Here is a 14,276-nt window from a genome sequence, read left to right on the forward strand (position 1 = left end):
GCTATTTTTTAGCCGGTTAATGCTGGGACAACGCCATGAGCGAGTCATTCTGGTCGACGCTGAAGACCAAATTCTATGACCGCTACCGGTAGGCAACCAGGGCGGACGCCAAGCAGAAAGTGGCTTGGTGGATTGAGGATTTCTATAACCGCCGCCGGCTGCATTCAAGCCTGGGGATGGTTCCTCCGGTGGAGTTTGAGCAGAAGCTTCGCGGCCAGCAGGAACGCGTTGAACAGCATAGGACCGTGCTAACGCTAGCAGCATGAGCTAGATCACGTGTCCACTAGTTGCGGGGAACCCCACACCCCTAGAAGAACCGCTTGTTTCTGCCCCTGCAAATAATGCACCCCTACATGTAGGGGTGCAGATACTGGCCAGGAGCGTACTGCGCCGGAACGTTATGTTGTTCCACCTACCGATATTCCACGGGTGGCAGGTCGTGACTTGGAGCCAGGGGAGTCGCGGAAGATTTTCGGCAAGGACTTGTTTACGGTGTCGGCATTGCGTAGTGGTGATGCATTGGCGCGGAATCATCTTGATCCTCGGTCGACGAGTCCGGATCCAGTACGTGTGCTGAAAGTCGAAAACCGGTTCAGCGATCGTGCATCAGTTCATTACCGCGAAGAAAACGGTGGGCGCCATGAGGTTCAGCTCAAATCGGAAACAGAACTGCCAGTGATGGCGCGTCGCCATGGCGCTCTATCGGTTTCTGAACTGTCGTATTTGGTAGCAGCTGACCAGGGAGCAGTCAGACTGAATATTAAGGGTCTGGAGCCCGAGCATCAGAATCTGTATGTGACGGGGCAGAACAATAAGACTGGCGAGTTTTTCCACGGAACATTGCAAGGTGCATTCCCGGAAAATCAGTACATTTCCGTGCAGGACGCGGACGGACAAACTCGTGCTCAGCATCTTTCCCAGGGTGCGCGGGTGACATTGTGCGAGTCCTCGATCCCTTTGGAACAGTTGCCGTGGAAAGCTACCAGTGAGCAGACTGCAGAGCCGCAAGGTCATCATGCTGAACCTTCTCGTATTGGTTCATCTGATGAGCGAGTGAAAAAGATGGATCAAGCTGAGCCAGGGTACACAGTGACGACGACGGCCGTCACTCCGACTCGGGCTGGTGTAACCGCCACGGTGAGCAAGGTTGAGGAATACGACATTAACGGTCGCCCGCCGATGCCGCCACAATCACCAGGAACAAGCAGTCCTGGTATTGGCAGGTAGGCAAGAGAAAGAGAGTGCTTGGCTTTATCCATGAGGGGTAAAGCCAAGCACTCCTTAGTTAAGGTATCGCGAAGAAAACGACTGTTTGTGCAAGCGTGTTTCTGTAGTCAAGCTTGCATAATGTAAATTATGCAAGTACAGTTAGAGAAAACGCTCTGAAAATCAGGGTGTGCCTATTGATTGGAACTTCACAAAATGTTTAGTAAGCAGACTGACGGTAAGGGTGTAGGGCGTCTTGCACGTCAAGAAATGCCAGGACTTCTCATCGATCTTGAGCTGTATCGCGAAGCTCGGTTGGAAAAAAGCAGGATAATTGCGATTCGAGAAGATGGCACAGAAGAAGTATTGGTGATGGGTAGCCGCCGCTTAAGCTCAACAGAGCAAGCCACCTCGCATATGACTCATATTCCTAATGACCGGCTCGATACAGCGTTTGAAGAGACAGGCATCCGGGCTGGAGCTATATTCCTGGTGCTTGATGCTCAAGCAACAACACTAACGATTACAGTGCTGCCGAAAGAAGCTATCGACAAGCTCCTTTTGCTCAATAGTTTCCTTACTCAGGACGGCACGTTGCTCATGAGATACCCGGATGGTTTTGCACAGGCCGTCAAGGAAAATGGTGGCCGGGTAGTGAGGTTCCATAGCGCTGTCTTGTAGTGGAGCGGTGGTAATCGAGGAAAGAGAAAGAATCCCTGGACTGAAACAGTCCAGGGATTCTTTCGTTCTCTCATGGGGTCAGTCAGTGATGCCGGGCCCGGTGTGTGTGGTGTCGCGTTCTGGATGATGACGATGATGATCGATATTTTCGGCGGGTGGTTGTATGCGTTGTTCGGTGGCGGGTGCGTCCCAGAAATCATCTGGTGGCAAGAATTCGTCGTCGTATCCTTCGACGGGCAACGAAGCGCAGCAGATCGCTAAAAGCATCCACCGCTGGATCACCACACAATCACGCATGTGGAGCGACGGCGCAGCCGTCTACGAAGCAACATTCATCGCAATCCAATCAGCACGCGGACGCAAAAGTATTGAAAAGAAACGGGAACACAGCCAGACTGCGAAGAACATCTTGGAGGCGATCAAATGACCCCGCAGCGAATACCCCGAAACGGCATGAGCGTAAGTTCGCTAGCCAAAAAAACTGGCTACTCGACCAACACAATTATTCGGTGGACTTCTGAACCGCGCGAGGTCTACCTCGGCCGAGCTGCAGACCGTCACCAAAAGATCCACGAGCTACGCGAGCAAGGGCTATCCATGCGCGCGATCGCGGAAGAAATAGGAATCTCAGCGCGCGCGGTTCACTACGCGCTCCATAAAGACGCGGATAAACGCGACACCGCCTAGAACCTGCTGGAGGTCACTACATGGCGCGTAAAGGTCGTGCCTGAACATCGCTGAACGTATCTAGCGACGTCACAAGATAGTCGCAGTCAAGAACTCGCTGAACCAGCTGGAACTAAAACGGAGTCATACCCTCCTACTAAAGTATGATTTACAAGCAGAATCATCTTCACTAGCGTGTAATTTATCGGTTGATATGAGAAAAATAGTCATCTGCTCAATTGAACTGTTCTCGGATTCTCGCAGGAAGTATCAGTTGTCGGAAATTCAGCCGATTTTCATCACTGTTACGATCAATGAGGAGTACCCGATGTTCAAGAAAAGCGCTGTCATGTTGTGCTCTGCAACTCTGGTTGGCACCTTGCTTGCAGGAGTTCCGTCTGGTGCGTTCGCTGCCTCTCAGCAAAGCACTAAAACTATTGCTACGTCTGTAGCTGCTGACTCGTCAGGTGAAGTTAGCCAGAAAGAAATGGAACAGCTGGAAAAAGACGTGGAGACTCTGTTCACGCGCTATATCCAGATGGATTCTTCGGGTCAATTCTTTGTGAACACAAAGAATCTTGCTAAGGATGGGGCTCAAGACAGGGCATCTGAGCTACGTATGCTGAGCGACTCGTTAAACCTGATGGCTGAAAAAGAATCTGAGCAAGCAACTAACGAGATTGAGCGCAAGACTCCGGGGAAAGCACTCCAGCCCTACGGAGCAACAGAATTTGCAAAGTGCGTAATTTTGAACGGTCTTGGAATCCCTGCTCTAGGCGGATCTCCGGGCATCATTTCAGCTATCAAACTTGGAATCAGCTCTTGGAACTGGGGAATCGCGGCAAAAGCAGTTGCTAAGTTCCTAGGCCCTGCTATCGTAAAATCTATGGGCGGTCCTGTGGGAATCGGCGTGGCACTGGGATGGGGCGCATGGAGTTGCCGAGGCAAACTATAAAGGAGTCAAAATGGAAAATTCTGCTCACTCAAGTAGCTCGCCTGCTCCCTCAGGTAGAGCGCTAAAAACTGGCCTGACCTTTGTATGGGTTTTGCTAGTTGCCCGAATTATTACAGGCCTGACGATTTCACATGATCTTTCTTCAATGCAGTCGTGGTTCTCGATTCAGGCTTGGATTGCACCTTTAGGGTTTGCTGTCATCGGCACTGTTATCTATTGGAAGAACTCTGCGAATAAATAATTCGCAGGATCTGGGATGTTTGATGGCTACTAGAAAAATTTTCTAGCAGCCATCAAACATCCTTTCTTGGCTACCTAAGAATTTCTCCCGTAACCACATGCAGGCAACTATAAACGTTCGAAACGCGCCCGCTGCCGTCACAAGAGACACGCAACCAGGCACACACTGAACCACGCTTTTAAAGCTGTTCAGTGTGTGCCTGGAACCGTTAAGAGCGAGCTACGACAGCAGCCGAGTGAACCAGACTGTCAGCCCGGCACAAGCACCTGCGCCGTAGGTGCTCCAAAACAACTTTTCTAGATTCTTCAACACACGTTCACGGTTCAAGTTCTTATGCTCCTTCGTCTGCGCCCCCTCGCATGGAGGGCGTCTAGCTGCACCATGCGTCGTTTCCAGACTCAATGGTGGGATGCGCTGCTTTTGGGATCTACTGGCGCATAGCTCAGTGTCGGTACAGCGGTGCTGGAGCTTTAGGAAGAGTGAGAAAAACGCCCGTACACCTCTGGCATCGAGCAGCACTTACCGTCACATATGTGACGGTAAGACGCGGTAGTTCGACCTCGGTTATCAAAGATGCAAGAGGTGTGACCGAATAAGGGCGTGTTCTAAGTTAATCTAAACCAAGTCAGATGTTTCCCTTATTCGGTCGATTGATCGTTTGCGATCAGTCCGTGCAGCTCGTGAGCTGCACGTGTAATGCCAGCATTACGGGTAATACGGGTTTTACAGGTAATGCACGTTTTACGGGTTCCCGTACAAGTTCTACAGCTTTACGGTGCGGGTTTATGGTTTCGTGTACTGGCTTTACAGCTTTACGTACGCTCCTACAGCTTTCTGTACTGGCTTTATAGCGTTGCTGTACATGCGTTGCTACGGCTGTGCGAATGCGTAGTAGATGCACTTTTACTGCACCTCTAATGCGCTGCACTGCCGAGGGCTTCACGCGCGACTGGGGCACCAGTCGCTATGCTTGCTAGCTCTCTTTGCGTCCTGTGCGTTTACGTGGCTGCGGGTAGGGCGGGAAGGTCATTTCTCCGGGGAAATCTGCCTTATGTGCTCTGAGGGTGTCCTGCGGTAGTTCAACGAGGTTGAAGGCGATCTTGGTGATCTGGCTACCGAGTAAATCATTGGTGCCGGGGCGTGCGAGTAACTGCGTCATGCGCCCTTTGGTGATGCCTGCTGCTTTAGCGATCAATGACGGCGGTACGTCGTGAGCTGCTGCGCTGCGTTCGGCTTGCTCGAGGAGGATCCGCACTTCTTCAGCCATGCTGGTTAGTGCGTGCCGTAGCGTTGCCAGTTCGTTGACTGTGGCGAGTGCGGATTGTTTGTCTGCGTCTGAGAACTTCATACCACTAGTTTAGTTTAGTTGACTAAACTAAACTAGGGTTGTTGCTATTCATCTTCGTCCTTATCCCAGTAAGCCCATGGGCGTTTAGCTTCGTCGATATAGGGTTTCGCTTCTTTTCTCGCATGGTGGCGCAGGTACTGCGACCGCCCGGATTGCGGTAGCTCTTTACTACTGGGGATTAGTGGTTGTTCTTCGCTGAAATGGCTTTTACCGAGCTTCACTCTTAGCTCCCCTGCACGCTGACCGCGTTCTGGACTCCTGATGGGCTGTGAGCGCCTATAGGGTGTTGCTGGCCTGCTCAGTTCAATCTGACGCCGTTCCTCTTCTCCCAACAGCTCAAGGATTAGGGAGAGTTCTTCTTCTGTCACCGGCTGACCCTTGAACAGGTCTAAGGTGATGCGCTGGTAGGCATCATCAAATGAGATTCCAGGCCAGCCAACCGTAGCGCTGAGGTGATCGTAGACCGATCTGATGACAGCTTCTTGCAGTCGGTAGTTTTCACGGCGTAGCGCATCGTTCTTCTCTCGCTCTTGGCGCACTAGCTCGTTGAGTTCCTCGACAGTTGTTGCCGATTCCCCCGCTGCGGTTTGCACCGGAGAACGGCGTGAGCGACGCGCTGCCAGGCTACATTCATACCCGCAGTAAATTTGCCGGTTTGACGCTGCCTTGAACCGTTTACGACACACACGACAGTTGCGCTTAACCTGCTCCGGAACCCCTTTAGGCATGCTTCTATCCTACCGTTCTAAACCGACAACTGTGGTCGAAATGTCCCCGGAAGTGCACCTTGGTGCCAGAGGTGTGAGAGCTTTTTAGTCTTGTTGGGGCTGGGACTTGCTGGGTGCTCTCCCCTGCGAGGTTCAATAGCAACTTGAGGGTAGCGCTGAGCTGCCTTGGATGGGGTTCCCCTGGGGCGTTTTCAGGGGGCTACTTCCAAGGGGCTTGTGGAGCTGTGAGCTTGGCTGGGAGACGAGGTGGGTCTGGGCGTATTAGGTTGGGCGGCGTCTAGGTAGCGATGGATTGGTCGTGTAGGAGTTGGTCGGTTTTGAGACAGGAGATGTTCTGAGTTGAAGCTGTCCATCATGCCCTGATCGCTTAACAGGATGGTTCGGTATGGGACGAAACTTAGGGCTTGTGGGCAGGTGGTCAGTTGGGTCCCGTCGTCCATCATGTGTGCGACGGCAAGCAGCGGAGCGTTGGGAGCTTGCGTCGTGCACATGTGGGCGAGGGGCAACGCTGACGCATCCACGGTTAAACAACAGGTGGGTCTGAGCTGTGGCGTCGCGGGTGTCGCGGTTCCTCTTGGAGAATTTGTCGCGACGACAACTTGATTTTCAAGCGCTGTCGCCAGGCAGTGTCGCTCGTCGGTCAGGCGGTGGCGTCGCGGGTGTCGCGGTTCCTCTTGGAGAATTTGTCGCGACGACAACTTAATTTTCAAACGCTGTCGCCAGGCAGTGTCGCTCGTCGGTCAGGCGGTGGCGTCGCGGGTGTCGCGGTTCCTCTTGGAGAATTTGTCGCGACGACAAAACCGGTACGTCAGGATTTTGCCGAGTGTCGGTTAAAAGACTGACGCTCTGCGCAGTATGTGACTTGGAGAGTGCACACTGCGCAGAGCGTCAGGTGGTCATCTTCCCCACGAAGAGAGATGACCGGTTGCCCGCGTAAAGGAATTTTATGAGGGCAAGTCTATGAAATTTGTGGGGCGTGGCCACCTATACCGTTTGGTATTTGGTGGCCACGCGTCGTTCGAAAAAAGCAGCGGATCGGGAGGGCTTTTTTCGTGCCCATGTGGGCAGGAGGCTAAGTACGCAACCAAAATCTGGTTACGTGCTTTTCCCGCCCTCCGCTGCCGAATTATTACATAGCTAAACCCCCTGTTGTCATTTTCAGAAGTCGCCTGCACTGAATGTCAGAAGTCCTCTGCACTACGATTTCTCGCCCACAAGCGGAACCTCTCTACTGTGACATCATGAAAGCCACCTCGGGTGAGCAGGTCTCACTTTTCATTTCACGGCGATGACGATCAATTCGCCCTGCGCACCACCGACAGCCTGACCGCTCCAACCGCCAAACACCCGTTCAACGGTGAACCCCGCCGTAGTGAGGTCGTTTCGCAGCTGCTCCTCGCTGCGGAAGGCGAGGATCATGGTTTCGGTTTCCTCAAAAATTTCCGGGCGAACACGGTGCTCGGTCATCGTAACGAGTCCGCTTTCTAGCGCAGTACATTCGATCCAAGTCTCGATGGTCGTGCCATCCGGGAGCGTGTATGAACCGTGGGTGTTGGCAGGTGTCCAGCGTTCCCATACTCTGGCAGCAGGATCGCGGGAGTCGAACGCCAGCCGACCACCGGGCACGAGGCTCCGATACACATCTTCAAGGGTCTGTGCCCAATCATCGTCGTTGCTGATCGCCTGCGCCACGTGCGAGGTCATGATTGCTACGTCGAAGGATTCCCCCGCAGGGATCTGGGACGAAGTGCCACCAACCCAATCCACATTGCCTGATTCGGGCTTACGCTGTGCGGCCGCAAGTGAGTCGAAATCTGGATCGATGCCGACTACGCGATGACCAGCAGCAGCGATCGCCAGCGTCAACCGACCCGTACCGCACCCCAGGTCGAGCACTTTCGTGTCGGGGCGTTCATTGACAAATGCGAGGAAGAATTCATCATCCGCAGCCCATGTATTCTCGGTGTCGTATAAGGCTGCAAGTTGCTCGCCTGTGAGTGGAGACGTCATTCAACTACCTTACGGTTCACACGGTGCACCACATCAGAGAACATGCCGGAAGCAATGTGACAACGAATTTATGGAAGTGATCGACCCATAATCGTGTCCGTATGAAGGTCCGCTTGCGGGCACGTGCCATCGGTGAATCACGCTGTTGAAAGACTTTCCCACGGATTCGAACAGCAAATTCTCCTCCCTTAGCCAGTTGCCGCTCGGATGGAACAAAAAGTGGCTTTGGAAGGTCTCATAACCTATAGGTTGCAAGACGTCTCACCACCTACCACTCCCCTGATGAAAAATTCGCGGAAACTCAACGGTTCGAAATTCTCGCAACCATGTGTCGCAACCAATGACGTAAAATCAGGTCAACACCATTAGTTGCGAGACACTTTCGAAGGACCGATGACCAAACTGATCGGATACGCCCGCGTATCAACGAAAGCCCAAGACGCCGACCGGCAAATCCAGGATCTTCTTGCGGCTGGGGTCCGGCGCGATGACCTCTATATCGACCACGGCCTATCCGGCGCATTGGCGAAGCGGCCCGGACTCGGTAAGGCGCTCGAATCGCTGCACCCGAACGACACGCTCGTGATCACCACCCTGGACAGACTCGGGCGCTCCACCCAAAAAATGCTCGAATTAGCCGAAGAACTGCGTGAACGGAATATCGGACTGCGCGTGCTCAATCTTGGCGGCGGCGGCGTTGACACCAAAACACCCATGGGTGCCATGGTCTTCACCGTCATGGCAGCACTGGCCCAAATGGAATTAGAGATCAAACGCGAACGCATCAACGACTCCGTCACCAAACGCCGCACCTGCGGCGGCGACCTTGGAGGTCGACGCCCGACCTTTACCGAGTCCCAGATCCGCACCGCCGCAAAACTCATCCAGGCCGGCGAACCAGCAACACAAGTCGCCAAAGACATGGGCATGTCCCGCGCAACCCTCTACCGACGGATCAATAAAATGGACAAGCTTCACACCAATTAGTTCATTCATAGAGATCGACGTCATCGGGCCTGGGCCATCCCCTTAAGTTTGCCGGCCATGAGACGCCCAAAGTCTTCCGCCGATTGAATACCCTCTTTCCCAAGTTAGGAGTATTCTCAGAAGATCACTCCACGAAGATTACCGAGCGTCAGAGGCGAAACCGGGGAACGTACCTGAATAAAATTCAGTAAAGCTCGTGGTCGGTCAGCTTAGGGCAAGCTGCCCTCAATGGAGGAAGATATGAACACGCCCGAACTGCATACCCCCGCCACCCAACGTCTCAACGAGCTGCTGCACTGCCCTATAACTCAAAGGCACCTCACCGCGTATGGATGGGTGGAAGGCATGCCAGTAGTCTTTGCCCACCGAGATGAGCTGGTGGAAGACGTCATGGGGTTTGTTTCCGTCCATGGACGGGCTGTGCTTCTGGTGCTCACCAACGCTCAAACTGACGCCTTGCAACTGTGGCATGTCACCATCCCCAGCCCCCTCTTCACCAGAGTTGTTCCTCTGCCATCGGGAACTACGCTCGCGGAACTCTGCGTCAGGCACAGCGAGAATAGGATCACGCGCTTTCGCGTCCATTTCTGGGCTCATAGCGCCGCGCTTCACCAGATCCCCCTCTACGTCAGCAACGACAACAGGGCGGCGGATGCCCAGCTGTCATCTGATAATCGCTGAGCCTTGTGCCAATTCCCTAGTCAAACCTTTTAAATTTCTGAGAATCCTCACCGATCCCCAGTTTCGACGCTTCATATGCGCTCTGAGCAACGCGCGGCCCCCAGCCTTTGCCTGTCTGACTAGTCATTTTCAGCATTCTTCCGCCAATCCACTTTTTCTTTCCACAGGCAATTTGATTCCTTGAAAAACTGCCAATTGATGAGTTGACGTGAACTTTTATTAACGTTTACCTGAATCGGTAGCGTTGTTGCGCTGATCCTCCTAGGGTGGAAACAACACACTAAGAACCGCAGCGACAGGCAGCCAGTCTGCGTTGTGTCTTGTTCCAAGCTGATGGGGATCACTCGGAAGACTCAAGAACACAGTGGAGGTAGTACCAATGCCAGGACGTCTCGTAAGAACGCAAACTGCCGAACGCGTCAGCGATCTGCTCGGATCATGTGAAGGACGCGCACACCTCGCCGCGCACGGCTGGGCTCAGGGAATGCCAGTGGTCATGGCTGATCCTGCCGAACTTCTCAACGACGTCATGGGCATGGTATCCATGCACGGGCGATCTGCGTTGGTCGCTATGCTCGACGCTGGCTCTGATGAACTTAAATTCCTCTATGTTTCCCCGCCGAACCCCGTATTGAAGTCAGTCGATCCGGAGGAAGCTACAACTCACATCCCAGAGCTTTTTGCTCGCACAGAGAATCAAGGCGCGGTAACTTTCCGAGTAAAGTATTGGGATTCCTGCGCAGTGGCACTGCCCATCCCGGTATTCCACCCAGTGTCAGACACGAAAAGCTACGGGCAGCGCTTGAGCCTCTGACCCTTTCCGCGCACTTTCGGATGGCAGAGAAAGGAGCATTGCGGCTTAAGGCCAGTCATCGGCCATGCCGCACAGCTAAATCCGTAGCTCTCTACCAGTAAGTCTTTTATTGCGCCGTTCTATCACCGGTTTGATCAGCCTCGTTCAGCTTCGAAAGCTGAAGAGGTTCAGGCTCCGCTTTCGCTTCATTAATCGAGCACGCCTGTGGTGCGTGCTACGAGTGCGGATGCTCATGTGAATCGTGGGAAAGGCGCTGCAGGTCTTGGTTCACCGCGTCGGGGTTTTCTTCTGCCGCGAGACGATGCACAGCTTCGAGCAGTCCTTGGACTTCTGCAACGCGGTGAGACCAATAAGTGGTCTCTAAACCGAAACCTAAAGCCGACTCCTTGGCGAACTGGTGTAACCCGTTAAGGTGGGTCTCCAAAGCGCTGGTCAAGTCATCGTACTGGTCAGGTGAGAGAGATAGATGAATGTCTTTGCGGTGGGTGTTCAACATGAACTCCTGGGTTGTCCAATAGTTCTATGGCCTCTGACCTTACTGCGGGGTAACAGGTATAGATCAAGACCGGAGAAATTTACTCAGCAACCCCACAAGAACCGTGACCAGCCAAGAAAAATCGGTCTTTGCTGAAGTACAGGACGCGGGCACCGAAGTAAAGCGAAATGGGATTGCCCCGGCCAAGCCTAAAGGAACACCGGCATGCTACGCCATGACGCAGGCCTCACCGGCAGTTCTTCACCCGGTTCCCGTGAACAGCCACTCGAGGCATCCGAATGGCCGTGTTTCTCCTCGCGGTCAATATCTTCTATTCACGGTGGACCGCAAGACGGAACCATTGGAGACACAACCTCTTTCGGGCACGACTCAAAAATCTAAAAATCAGCCAAAAAATCTGAAGTCAGCTGCATCCCGTAAACCACTGACCATGGATTGTGGGAAATACCGTTCCGGAATCAGGTTTCGGGAATCCGAAAAGACTGCGAATCCGCTCACTGACGGATAAGGCGCGAGCAGTTGATCCTGCGTCCCATAAATGACCGTTTTCGGTCCTTCTGCAAACAGGGGCCATTACCACTTCAGTTTTACGGGATGTCGAAATACAGCGCTCAGTCTGGAATACTAGGGGTGTGCAAAAATCCGCCCGCTCGACACGTGTTCTCAGAGGCACGACCGCCGCATTCTTTGCGACGTTCGTTTCTCTGTGCTCCCACGTACTCGCAGGCGGAGACGTACCAGGACTCCTGAACGTCGCGCTGCCTCTCGCGCTGTCGTTTCTAGTGTGCATGTTGCTTAGCGGTCGACAATTCACCCTGTGGCGCTTGGCCGGGATGGTTGGATTCAGCCAGCTGCTCTTTCATCTGTTGTTCTCGATGGGGGCCGGGCATTCAGCTGCGTCCATCATTGGCGGGCAGGGCATGCACGCGCATCATGGGATGACTATGCCCATAGATGTCACTACCTCGGTCGACGCTGCCACCATGAGCCATGGTGATACCACGATGCTTCTAGCCCACCTCATGGCGGGCCTTGCTACCGTGCTGGTTCTGCATCGTAGCGAACAAATGCTCATCGCTGCCGCTAACATCGTTGACCTATTGACCTGGAAACTGCTGTGGCGACTAGTTACTTTCGCCTACCAGCTAATCCACCCACAGCCGACTCCCACTGCCCCGCGTGAAATCCCGACCTGCACGATATGCGTGTATTCAACGTCGGTTATTCGTCGGGGTCCACCCGCACTCACCACGGTGTAAGATCACTCCCATTTACAGATCAACGCGTCTGTGGGTTTTTTACGTCTGCCTTACTGACGACTGACAGGCGGATTTGTTGCGTCTCGTGTTGCTGTCCACAGGAATTTGCTCGTATGCAAGACCGCTTTGAACCCGGGCCTGGCATGCTGCTTCACGCACAACTATTCATCGTGATGATTTCCTAGCTCAGCAACTGCCTGCGTCGTTTCGCGCCCCGTCGCTCAGTAATCCGCACAGTGCGCTTACACCATAGACTTCCATGCCCTTCTTCTGAGGGCATTCCCTCACCATGCCATCCCCAACAACCGGTTGCCCTGCATATTGCTCGGCATCCAGAGTTTTTGGGCTCAACAGCATATCTCCTTCGAAGCGCGCTGTCTGCGCTTCCATATTTTTAGGATGAACCTTGAACACCTCTTTTGCTCTGCGTACCGCTGCCCTCTGTGCCGCTGCCCTGCTCACCCTGAGCGGCTGCGCTACAAACTCCGCCGAGAACAGCCCCGCATCACCGGCCAATGCCACGGTCACCATGAAAGATCCGTGGGTGAAGGCCGCTGACGAAGGCATGTCCGCAGGATTCGGCACCATTGAAAACACCGGGGACCACGACATCACCGTTACCTCCGTGACCAGCCCTGCCTCCACCGACCTGGAACTGCACGAGACCGTAGCCAATGAATCCGGGGCCATGGTCATGCGTGAAAAAACCGGTGGCTTCACCATCCCCGCCCATAGCGAACTGCATCTGGAACCCGGGGGAGACCACATCATGCTCATGGACCTCACCGAACCACTGCAACCAGGCAATGATGTGAACCTGACCCTGACCTTCTCCGATGACACCACCTTCGATGTCACCGCCCCCGTCAAGGAGTTCGCCGGAGCCAACGAAAAATACGAAGGCACCGAGCACGGGGACATGGACCACAGCACCATGGATATGGACCATTCCGCATCGGAAAGCACCCACGATCACTAATGCCCCACGAAAAGACACCCTTTCAAAGTGGCCCGAGTCGGCGCGGAGTACTGTTCGGTGGAGCCGCCGCAGGGCTGGGAGCGATCGCAGCCCTCGGCATTGAGTCCTTGACTAGCACCACCGCGCCCGCTGAGGCAGCGAATCAGTTGCACGGGAACACCGTGATTCCGTTCTATGGCCCCCACCAAGCAGGCATCGCTACGAAACCGCAAGCCCACGCCACCTACATCTCTCTCGCCCTGAATGAAAAGGTGGACAGCGCAGCAGTGCAGCGCCTCCTGCGACTGCTCACAGATGACGCAGCAAGGCTCACCCAAGGGCAAGCTGCATTGGCAGATACCGAACCGGAACTAGGAGCAGTTCCTGCCCGCTTGACCGTGACCTTCGGCTTTGGCCCGAAGCTGGTGGAGCTGGCAGGATCCTCTGCCGCAGGTATTCAGCCACTGCCTAAGTTCAGTATCGATCGGTTGCAAGAACGGTGGAACGACGGAGACCTGTTGCTGCATATCGCCTCGGATGATCAGCTGACCGTGGCTCATGCCCAGCGGATGCTGCTCAAAGATGCCCGACGGTTCGCATCGGTGAAATGGGTGCAACCAGGATTCCGCCGTTCTAGAGGATCAGAAGCTTCTGGCACGACGATGCGTAACCTCTTCGGACAGGTTGATGGAACCGTCAACCCGTCGCCGCAGACCGAAGACTTCAACGCGCTGGTATGGAACCCTGATGGAAGCACGACCATGGTCATTCGCCGCATCCAGATGGACGTCGACACCTGGGATGAAGTGGATCGTTCCGGTCGAGAATTCAGTGTTGGACGAACCTTGGCGAATGGTGCCCCCACCACCGGCAGTCAGGAACACGACGAACCCGATTTCGAAGCAACCAACGCTCTCGGATTCACGGTCATTCCCGCCCATGCACACATTCGACGCGCCCGCTCAGAGAACCCCAGCGAGCGGATCTTCCGCCGGGGATACAACTATGACGAGCAGCCCACTGGAACCGATATTTCCGATTCGGGACTGATTTTCGTGTCCTACCAACAAAGCGTGGCCAAGCAATATGTCCCGTTGCAACAACGTCTGGCGGAGCTTGACGCGCTGAATCAGTGGACCACGCCGATCGGCTCTGCCGTGTTCCTCATCCCGCCAGGCTGTGCCGAAGGAGGATTCGTCGGTGAAACCCTCTTCAAGGCATGACCAGCCCTATTATTTCTTTTCTT

The 14,276-nt window shown here is 54.2% G+C and carries 18 protein-coding genes and 1 pseudogene; 14 read left to right on the top strand and 5 right to left on the bottom strand.

Annotation, left to right across the window (positions count from 1 at the left end):
• Positions 1-20: 20 nt before the first annotated feature.
• From CIK74_RS18885 to CIK74_RS18430, 7 genes and pseudogenes are all read left to right on the top strand, one after another.
• Positions 21-266, top strand: a pseudogene (locus CIK74_RS18885) (integrase core domain-containing protein); the annotation flags it as partial.
• A 304-nt stretch (positions 267-570) separates the two neighbouring features.
• Entirely contained in the window at positions 571-1,227 is a 657-nt protein-coding gene (locus CIK74_RS02555) for a hypothetical protein (RefSeq protein WP_141392847.1), read from the top strand.
• Positions 1,228-1,422: 195 nt separating this feature from the next.
• On the top strand, positions 1,423-1,887 hold the full coding sequence (locus tag CIK74_RS02560) for a hypothetical protein (protein WP_096254216.1): 465 nt from the start codon (positions 1,423-1,425) through the stop codon (positions 1,885-1,887).
• A 72-nt stretch (positions 1,888-1,959) separates the two neighbouring features.
• On the top strand, positions 1,960-2,148 hold the full coding sequence (locus CIK74_RS18635) for a hypothetical protein (RefSeq protein WP_170947708.1): 189 nt from the start codon (positions 1,960-1,962) through the stop codon (positions 2,146-2,148).
• Between the two features lie 162 nt (positions 2,149-2,310).
• The gene (locus CIK74_RS02570) at positions 2,311-2,574 is read left to right on the top strand and encodes a helix-turn-helix domain-containing protein (RefSeq protein WP_096254217.1); all 264 of its coding nucleotides are present in this window, start codon (positions 2,311-2,313) and stop codon (positions 2,572-2,574) included.
• A gap of 253 nt (positions 2,575-2,827) precedes the next feature.
• Complete coding sequence (locus tag CIK74_RS02575) at positions 2,828-3,508, top strand: hypothetical protein (protein WP_096254218.1); 681 nt, start codon at positions 2,828-2,830, stop codon at positions 3,506-3,508.
• 10 nt (positions 3,509-3,518) lie between these two features.
• Positions 3,519-3,749, top strand: coding sequence for a hypothetical protein (locus tag CIK74_RS18430; protein WP_141392848.1), 231 nt, complete (start codon positions 3,519-3,521; stop codon positions 3,747-3,749).
• Between the two features lie 973 nt (positions 3,750-4,722).
• On the opposite strand, the gene CIK74_RS02580 is transcribed toward CIK74_RS18430, so the two are convergent.
• From CIK74_RS02580 to CIK74_RS02590, 3 genes are all read right to left on the bottom strand, one after another.
• Positions 4,723-5,097, bottom strand: coding sequence for a hypothetical protein (locus CIK74_RS02580; protein ID WP_096254219.1), 375 nt, complete (start codon positions 5,095-5,097; stop codon positions 4,723-4,725).
• Positions 5,098-5,141: 44 nt separating this feature from the next.
• Complete coding sequence (locus CIK74_RS02585) at positions 5,142-5,825, bottom strand: hypothetical protein (protein ID WP_141392849.1); 684 nt, start codon at positions 5,823-5,825, stop codon at positions 5,142-5,144.
• 1,275 nt (positions 5,826-7,100) lie between these two features.
• Positions 7,101-7,835, bottom strand: coding sequence for a class I SAM-dependent methyltransferase (locus tag CIK74_RS02590; protein ID WP_096254221.1), 735 nt, complete (start codon positions 7,833-7,835; stop codon positions 7,101-7,103).
• A gap of 393 nt (positions 7,836-8,228) precedes the next feature.
• On the opposite strand from CIK74_RS02590, the gene CIK74_RS02595 reads away from it, so the two are divergent.
• From CIK74_RS02595 to CIK74_RS02605, 3 genes are all read left to right on the top strand, one after another.
• Positions 8,229-8,822, top strand: coding sequence for a recombinase family protein (locus CIK74_RS02595; protein WP_096254222.1), 594 nt, complete (start codon positions 8,229-8,231; stop codon positions 8,820-8,822).
• Positions 8,823-9,062: 240 nt separating this feature from the next.
• A complete protein-coding gene (locus CIK74_RS18435) occupies positions 9,063-9,503 on the top strand; it encodes a hypothetical protein (RefSeq protein WP_141392850.1) in 441 nt (146 codons plus the stop codon).
• 379 nt (positions 9,504-9,882) lie between these two features.
• Complete coding sequence (locus CIK74_RS02605) at positions 9,883-10,317, top strand: hypothetical protein (RefSeq protein WP_096254224.1); 435 nt, start codon at positions 9,883-9,885, stop codon at positions 10,315-10,317.
• A gap of 214 nt (positions 10,318-10,531) precedes the next feature.
• Here CIK74_RS02605 and CIK74_RS02610 read toward each other — a convergent pair whose 3' ends face one another.
• On the bottom strand, positions 10,532-10,813 hold the full coding sequence (locus CIK74_RS02610) for a hypothetical protein (protein ID WP_096254225.1): 282 nt from the start codon (positions 10,811-10,813) through the stop codon (positions 10,532-10,534).
• A gap of 103 nt (positions 10,814-10,916) precedes the next feature.
• Here CIK74_RS02610 and CIK74_RS18440 point away from each other — a divergent pair, with 103 nt between their 5' ends.
• Both CIK74_RS18440 and CIK74_RS02615 read left to right on the top strand, forming a co-directional pair.
• The gene (locus CIK74_RS18440) at positions 10,917-11,321 is read left to right on the top strand and encodes a hypothetical protein (protein ID WP_141392851.1); all 405 of its coding nucleotides are present in this window, start codon (positions 10,917-10,919) and stop codon (positions 11,319-11,321) included.
• Between the two features lie 280 nt (positions 11,322-11,601).
• A complete protein-coding gene (locus CIK74_RS02615; RefSeq protein WP_141392852.1) occupies positions 11,602-12,072 on the top strand; it encodes a hypothetical protein in 471 nt (156 codons plus the stop codon).
• A 186-nt stretch (positions 12,073-12,258) separates the two neighbouring features.
• Here the strand turns inward: CIK74_RS02615 and CIK74_RS02620 are convergent, their stop codons facing one another.
• The gene (locus CIK74_RS02620) at positions 12,259-12,462 is read right to left on the bottom strand and encodes a hypothetical protein (protein ID WP_096254227.1); all 204 of its coding nucleotides are present in this window, start codon (positions 12,460-12,462) and stop codon (positions 12,259-12,261) included.
• Positions 12,463-12,478: 16 nt separating this feature from the next.
• On the opposite strand from CIK74_RS02620, the gene CIK74_RS02625 reads away from it, so the two are divergent.
• Both CIK74_RS02625 and CIK74_RS02630 read left to right on the top strand, forming a co-directional pair.
• On the top strand, positions 12,479-13,051 hold the full coding sequence (locus tag CIK74_RS02625; RefSeq protein WP_096254228.1) for a copper chaperone PCu(A)C: 573 nt from the start codon (positions 12,479-12,481) through the stop codon (positions 13,049-13,051).
• Positions 13,051-14,253 carry a Dyp-type peroxidase gene (locus tag CIK74_RS02630; protein WP_096254229.1) on the top strand — a complete coding sequence of 401 codons (1,203 nt, stop codon included), beginning with the start codon at positions 13,051-13,053 and terminating at the stop codon, positions 14,251-14,253. Before CIK74_RS02625 ends, CIK74_RS02630 begins: the two co-directional genes overlap by 1 nt.
• Positions 14,254-14,276: the final 23 nt, after the last annotated feature.

The sequence above is a fragment of the Glutamicibacter sp. BW77 genome (assembly GCF_002332285.1).
Taxonomy (GTDB): domain Bacteria; phylum Actinomycetota; class Actinomycetes; order Actinomycetales; family Micrococcaceae; genus Glutamicibacter; species Glutamicibacter bergerei.

What these genes read in the sequence shown, in the direction of transcription:
- CIK74_RS02585 (WP_141392849.1), bottom strand. Translation starts at nt 5,825, where the DNA reads ATGCCTAAAGGGGTTCCGGAGCAGGTTAAGCGCAACTGTCGTGTGTGT.
- CIK74_RS02570 (WP_096254217.1), top strand. Translation starts at nt 2,311, where the DNA reads ATGACCCCGCAGCGAATACCCCGAAACGGCATGAGCGTAAGTTCGCTA.
- CIK74_RS02595 (WP_096254222.1), top strand. Translation starts at nt 8,229, where the DNA reads ATGACCAAACTGATCGGATACGCCCGCGTATCAACGAAAGCCCAAGAC.
- CIK74_RS02630 (WP_096254229.1), top strand. Translation starts at nt 13,051, where the DNA reads ATGCCCCACGAAAAGACACCCTTTCAAAGTGGCCCGAGTCGGCGCGGA.
- CIK74_RS02580 (WP_096254219.1), bottom strand. Translation starts at nt 5,097, where the DNA reads ATGAAGTTCTCAGACGCAGACAAACAATCCGCACTCGCCACAGTCAAC.
- CIK74_RS02590 (WP_096254221.1), bottom strand. Translation starts at nt 7,835, where the DNA reads ATGACGTCTCCACTCACAGGCGAGCAACTTGCAGCCTTATACGACACC.
- CIK74_RS18635 (WP_170947708.1), top strand. Translation starts at nt 1,960, where the DNA reads ATGGGGTCAGTCAGTGATGCCGGGCCCGGTGTGTGTGGTGTCGCGTTC.
- CIK74_RS02610 (WP_096254225.1), bottom strand. Translation starts at nt 10,813, where the DNA reads ATGTTGAACACCCACCGCAAAGACATTCATCTATCTCTCTCACCTGAC.
- CIK74_RS02620 (WP_096254227.1), bottom strand. Translation starts at nt 12,462, where the DNA reads ATGGAAGCGCAGACAGCGCGCTTCGAAGGAGATATGCTGTTGAGCCCA.
- CIK74_RS02605 (WP_096254224.1), top strand. Translation starts at nt 9,883, where the DNA reads ATGCCAGGACGTCTCGTAAGAACGCAAACTGCCGAACGCGTCAGCGAT.
- CIK74_RS18435 (WP_141392850.1), top strand. Translation starts at nt 9,063, where the DNA reads ATGAACACGCCCGAACTGCATACCCCCGCCACCCAACGTCTCAACGAG.
- CIK74_RS18430 (WP_141392848.1), top strand. Translation starts at nt 3,519, where the DNA reads ATGGAAAATTCTGCTCACTCAAGTAGCTCGCCTGCTCCCTCAGGTAGA.
- CIK74_RS02560 (WP_096254216.1), top strand. Translation starts at nt 1,423, where the DNA reads ATGTTTAGTAAGCAGACTGACGGTAAGGGTGTAGGGCGTCTTGCACGT.
- CIK74_RS02615 (WP_141392852.1), top strand. Translation starts at nt 11,602, where the DNA reads ATGTTGCTTAGCGGTCGACAATTCACCCTGTGGCGCTTGGCCGGGATG.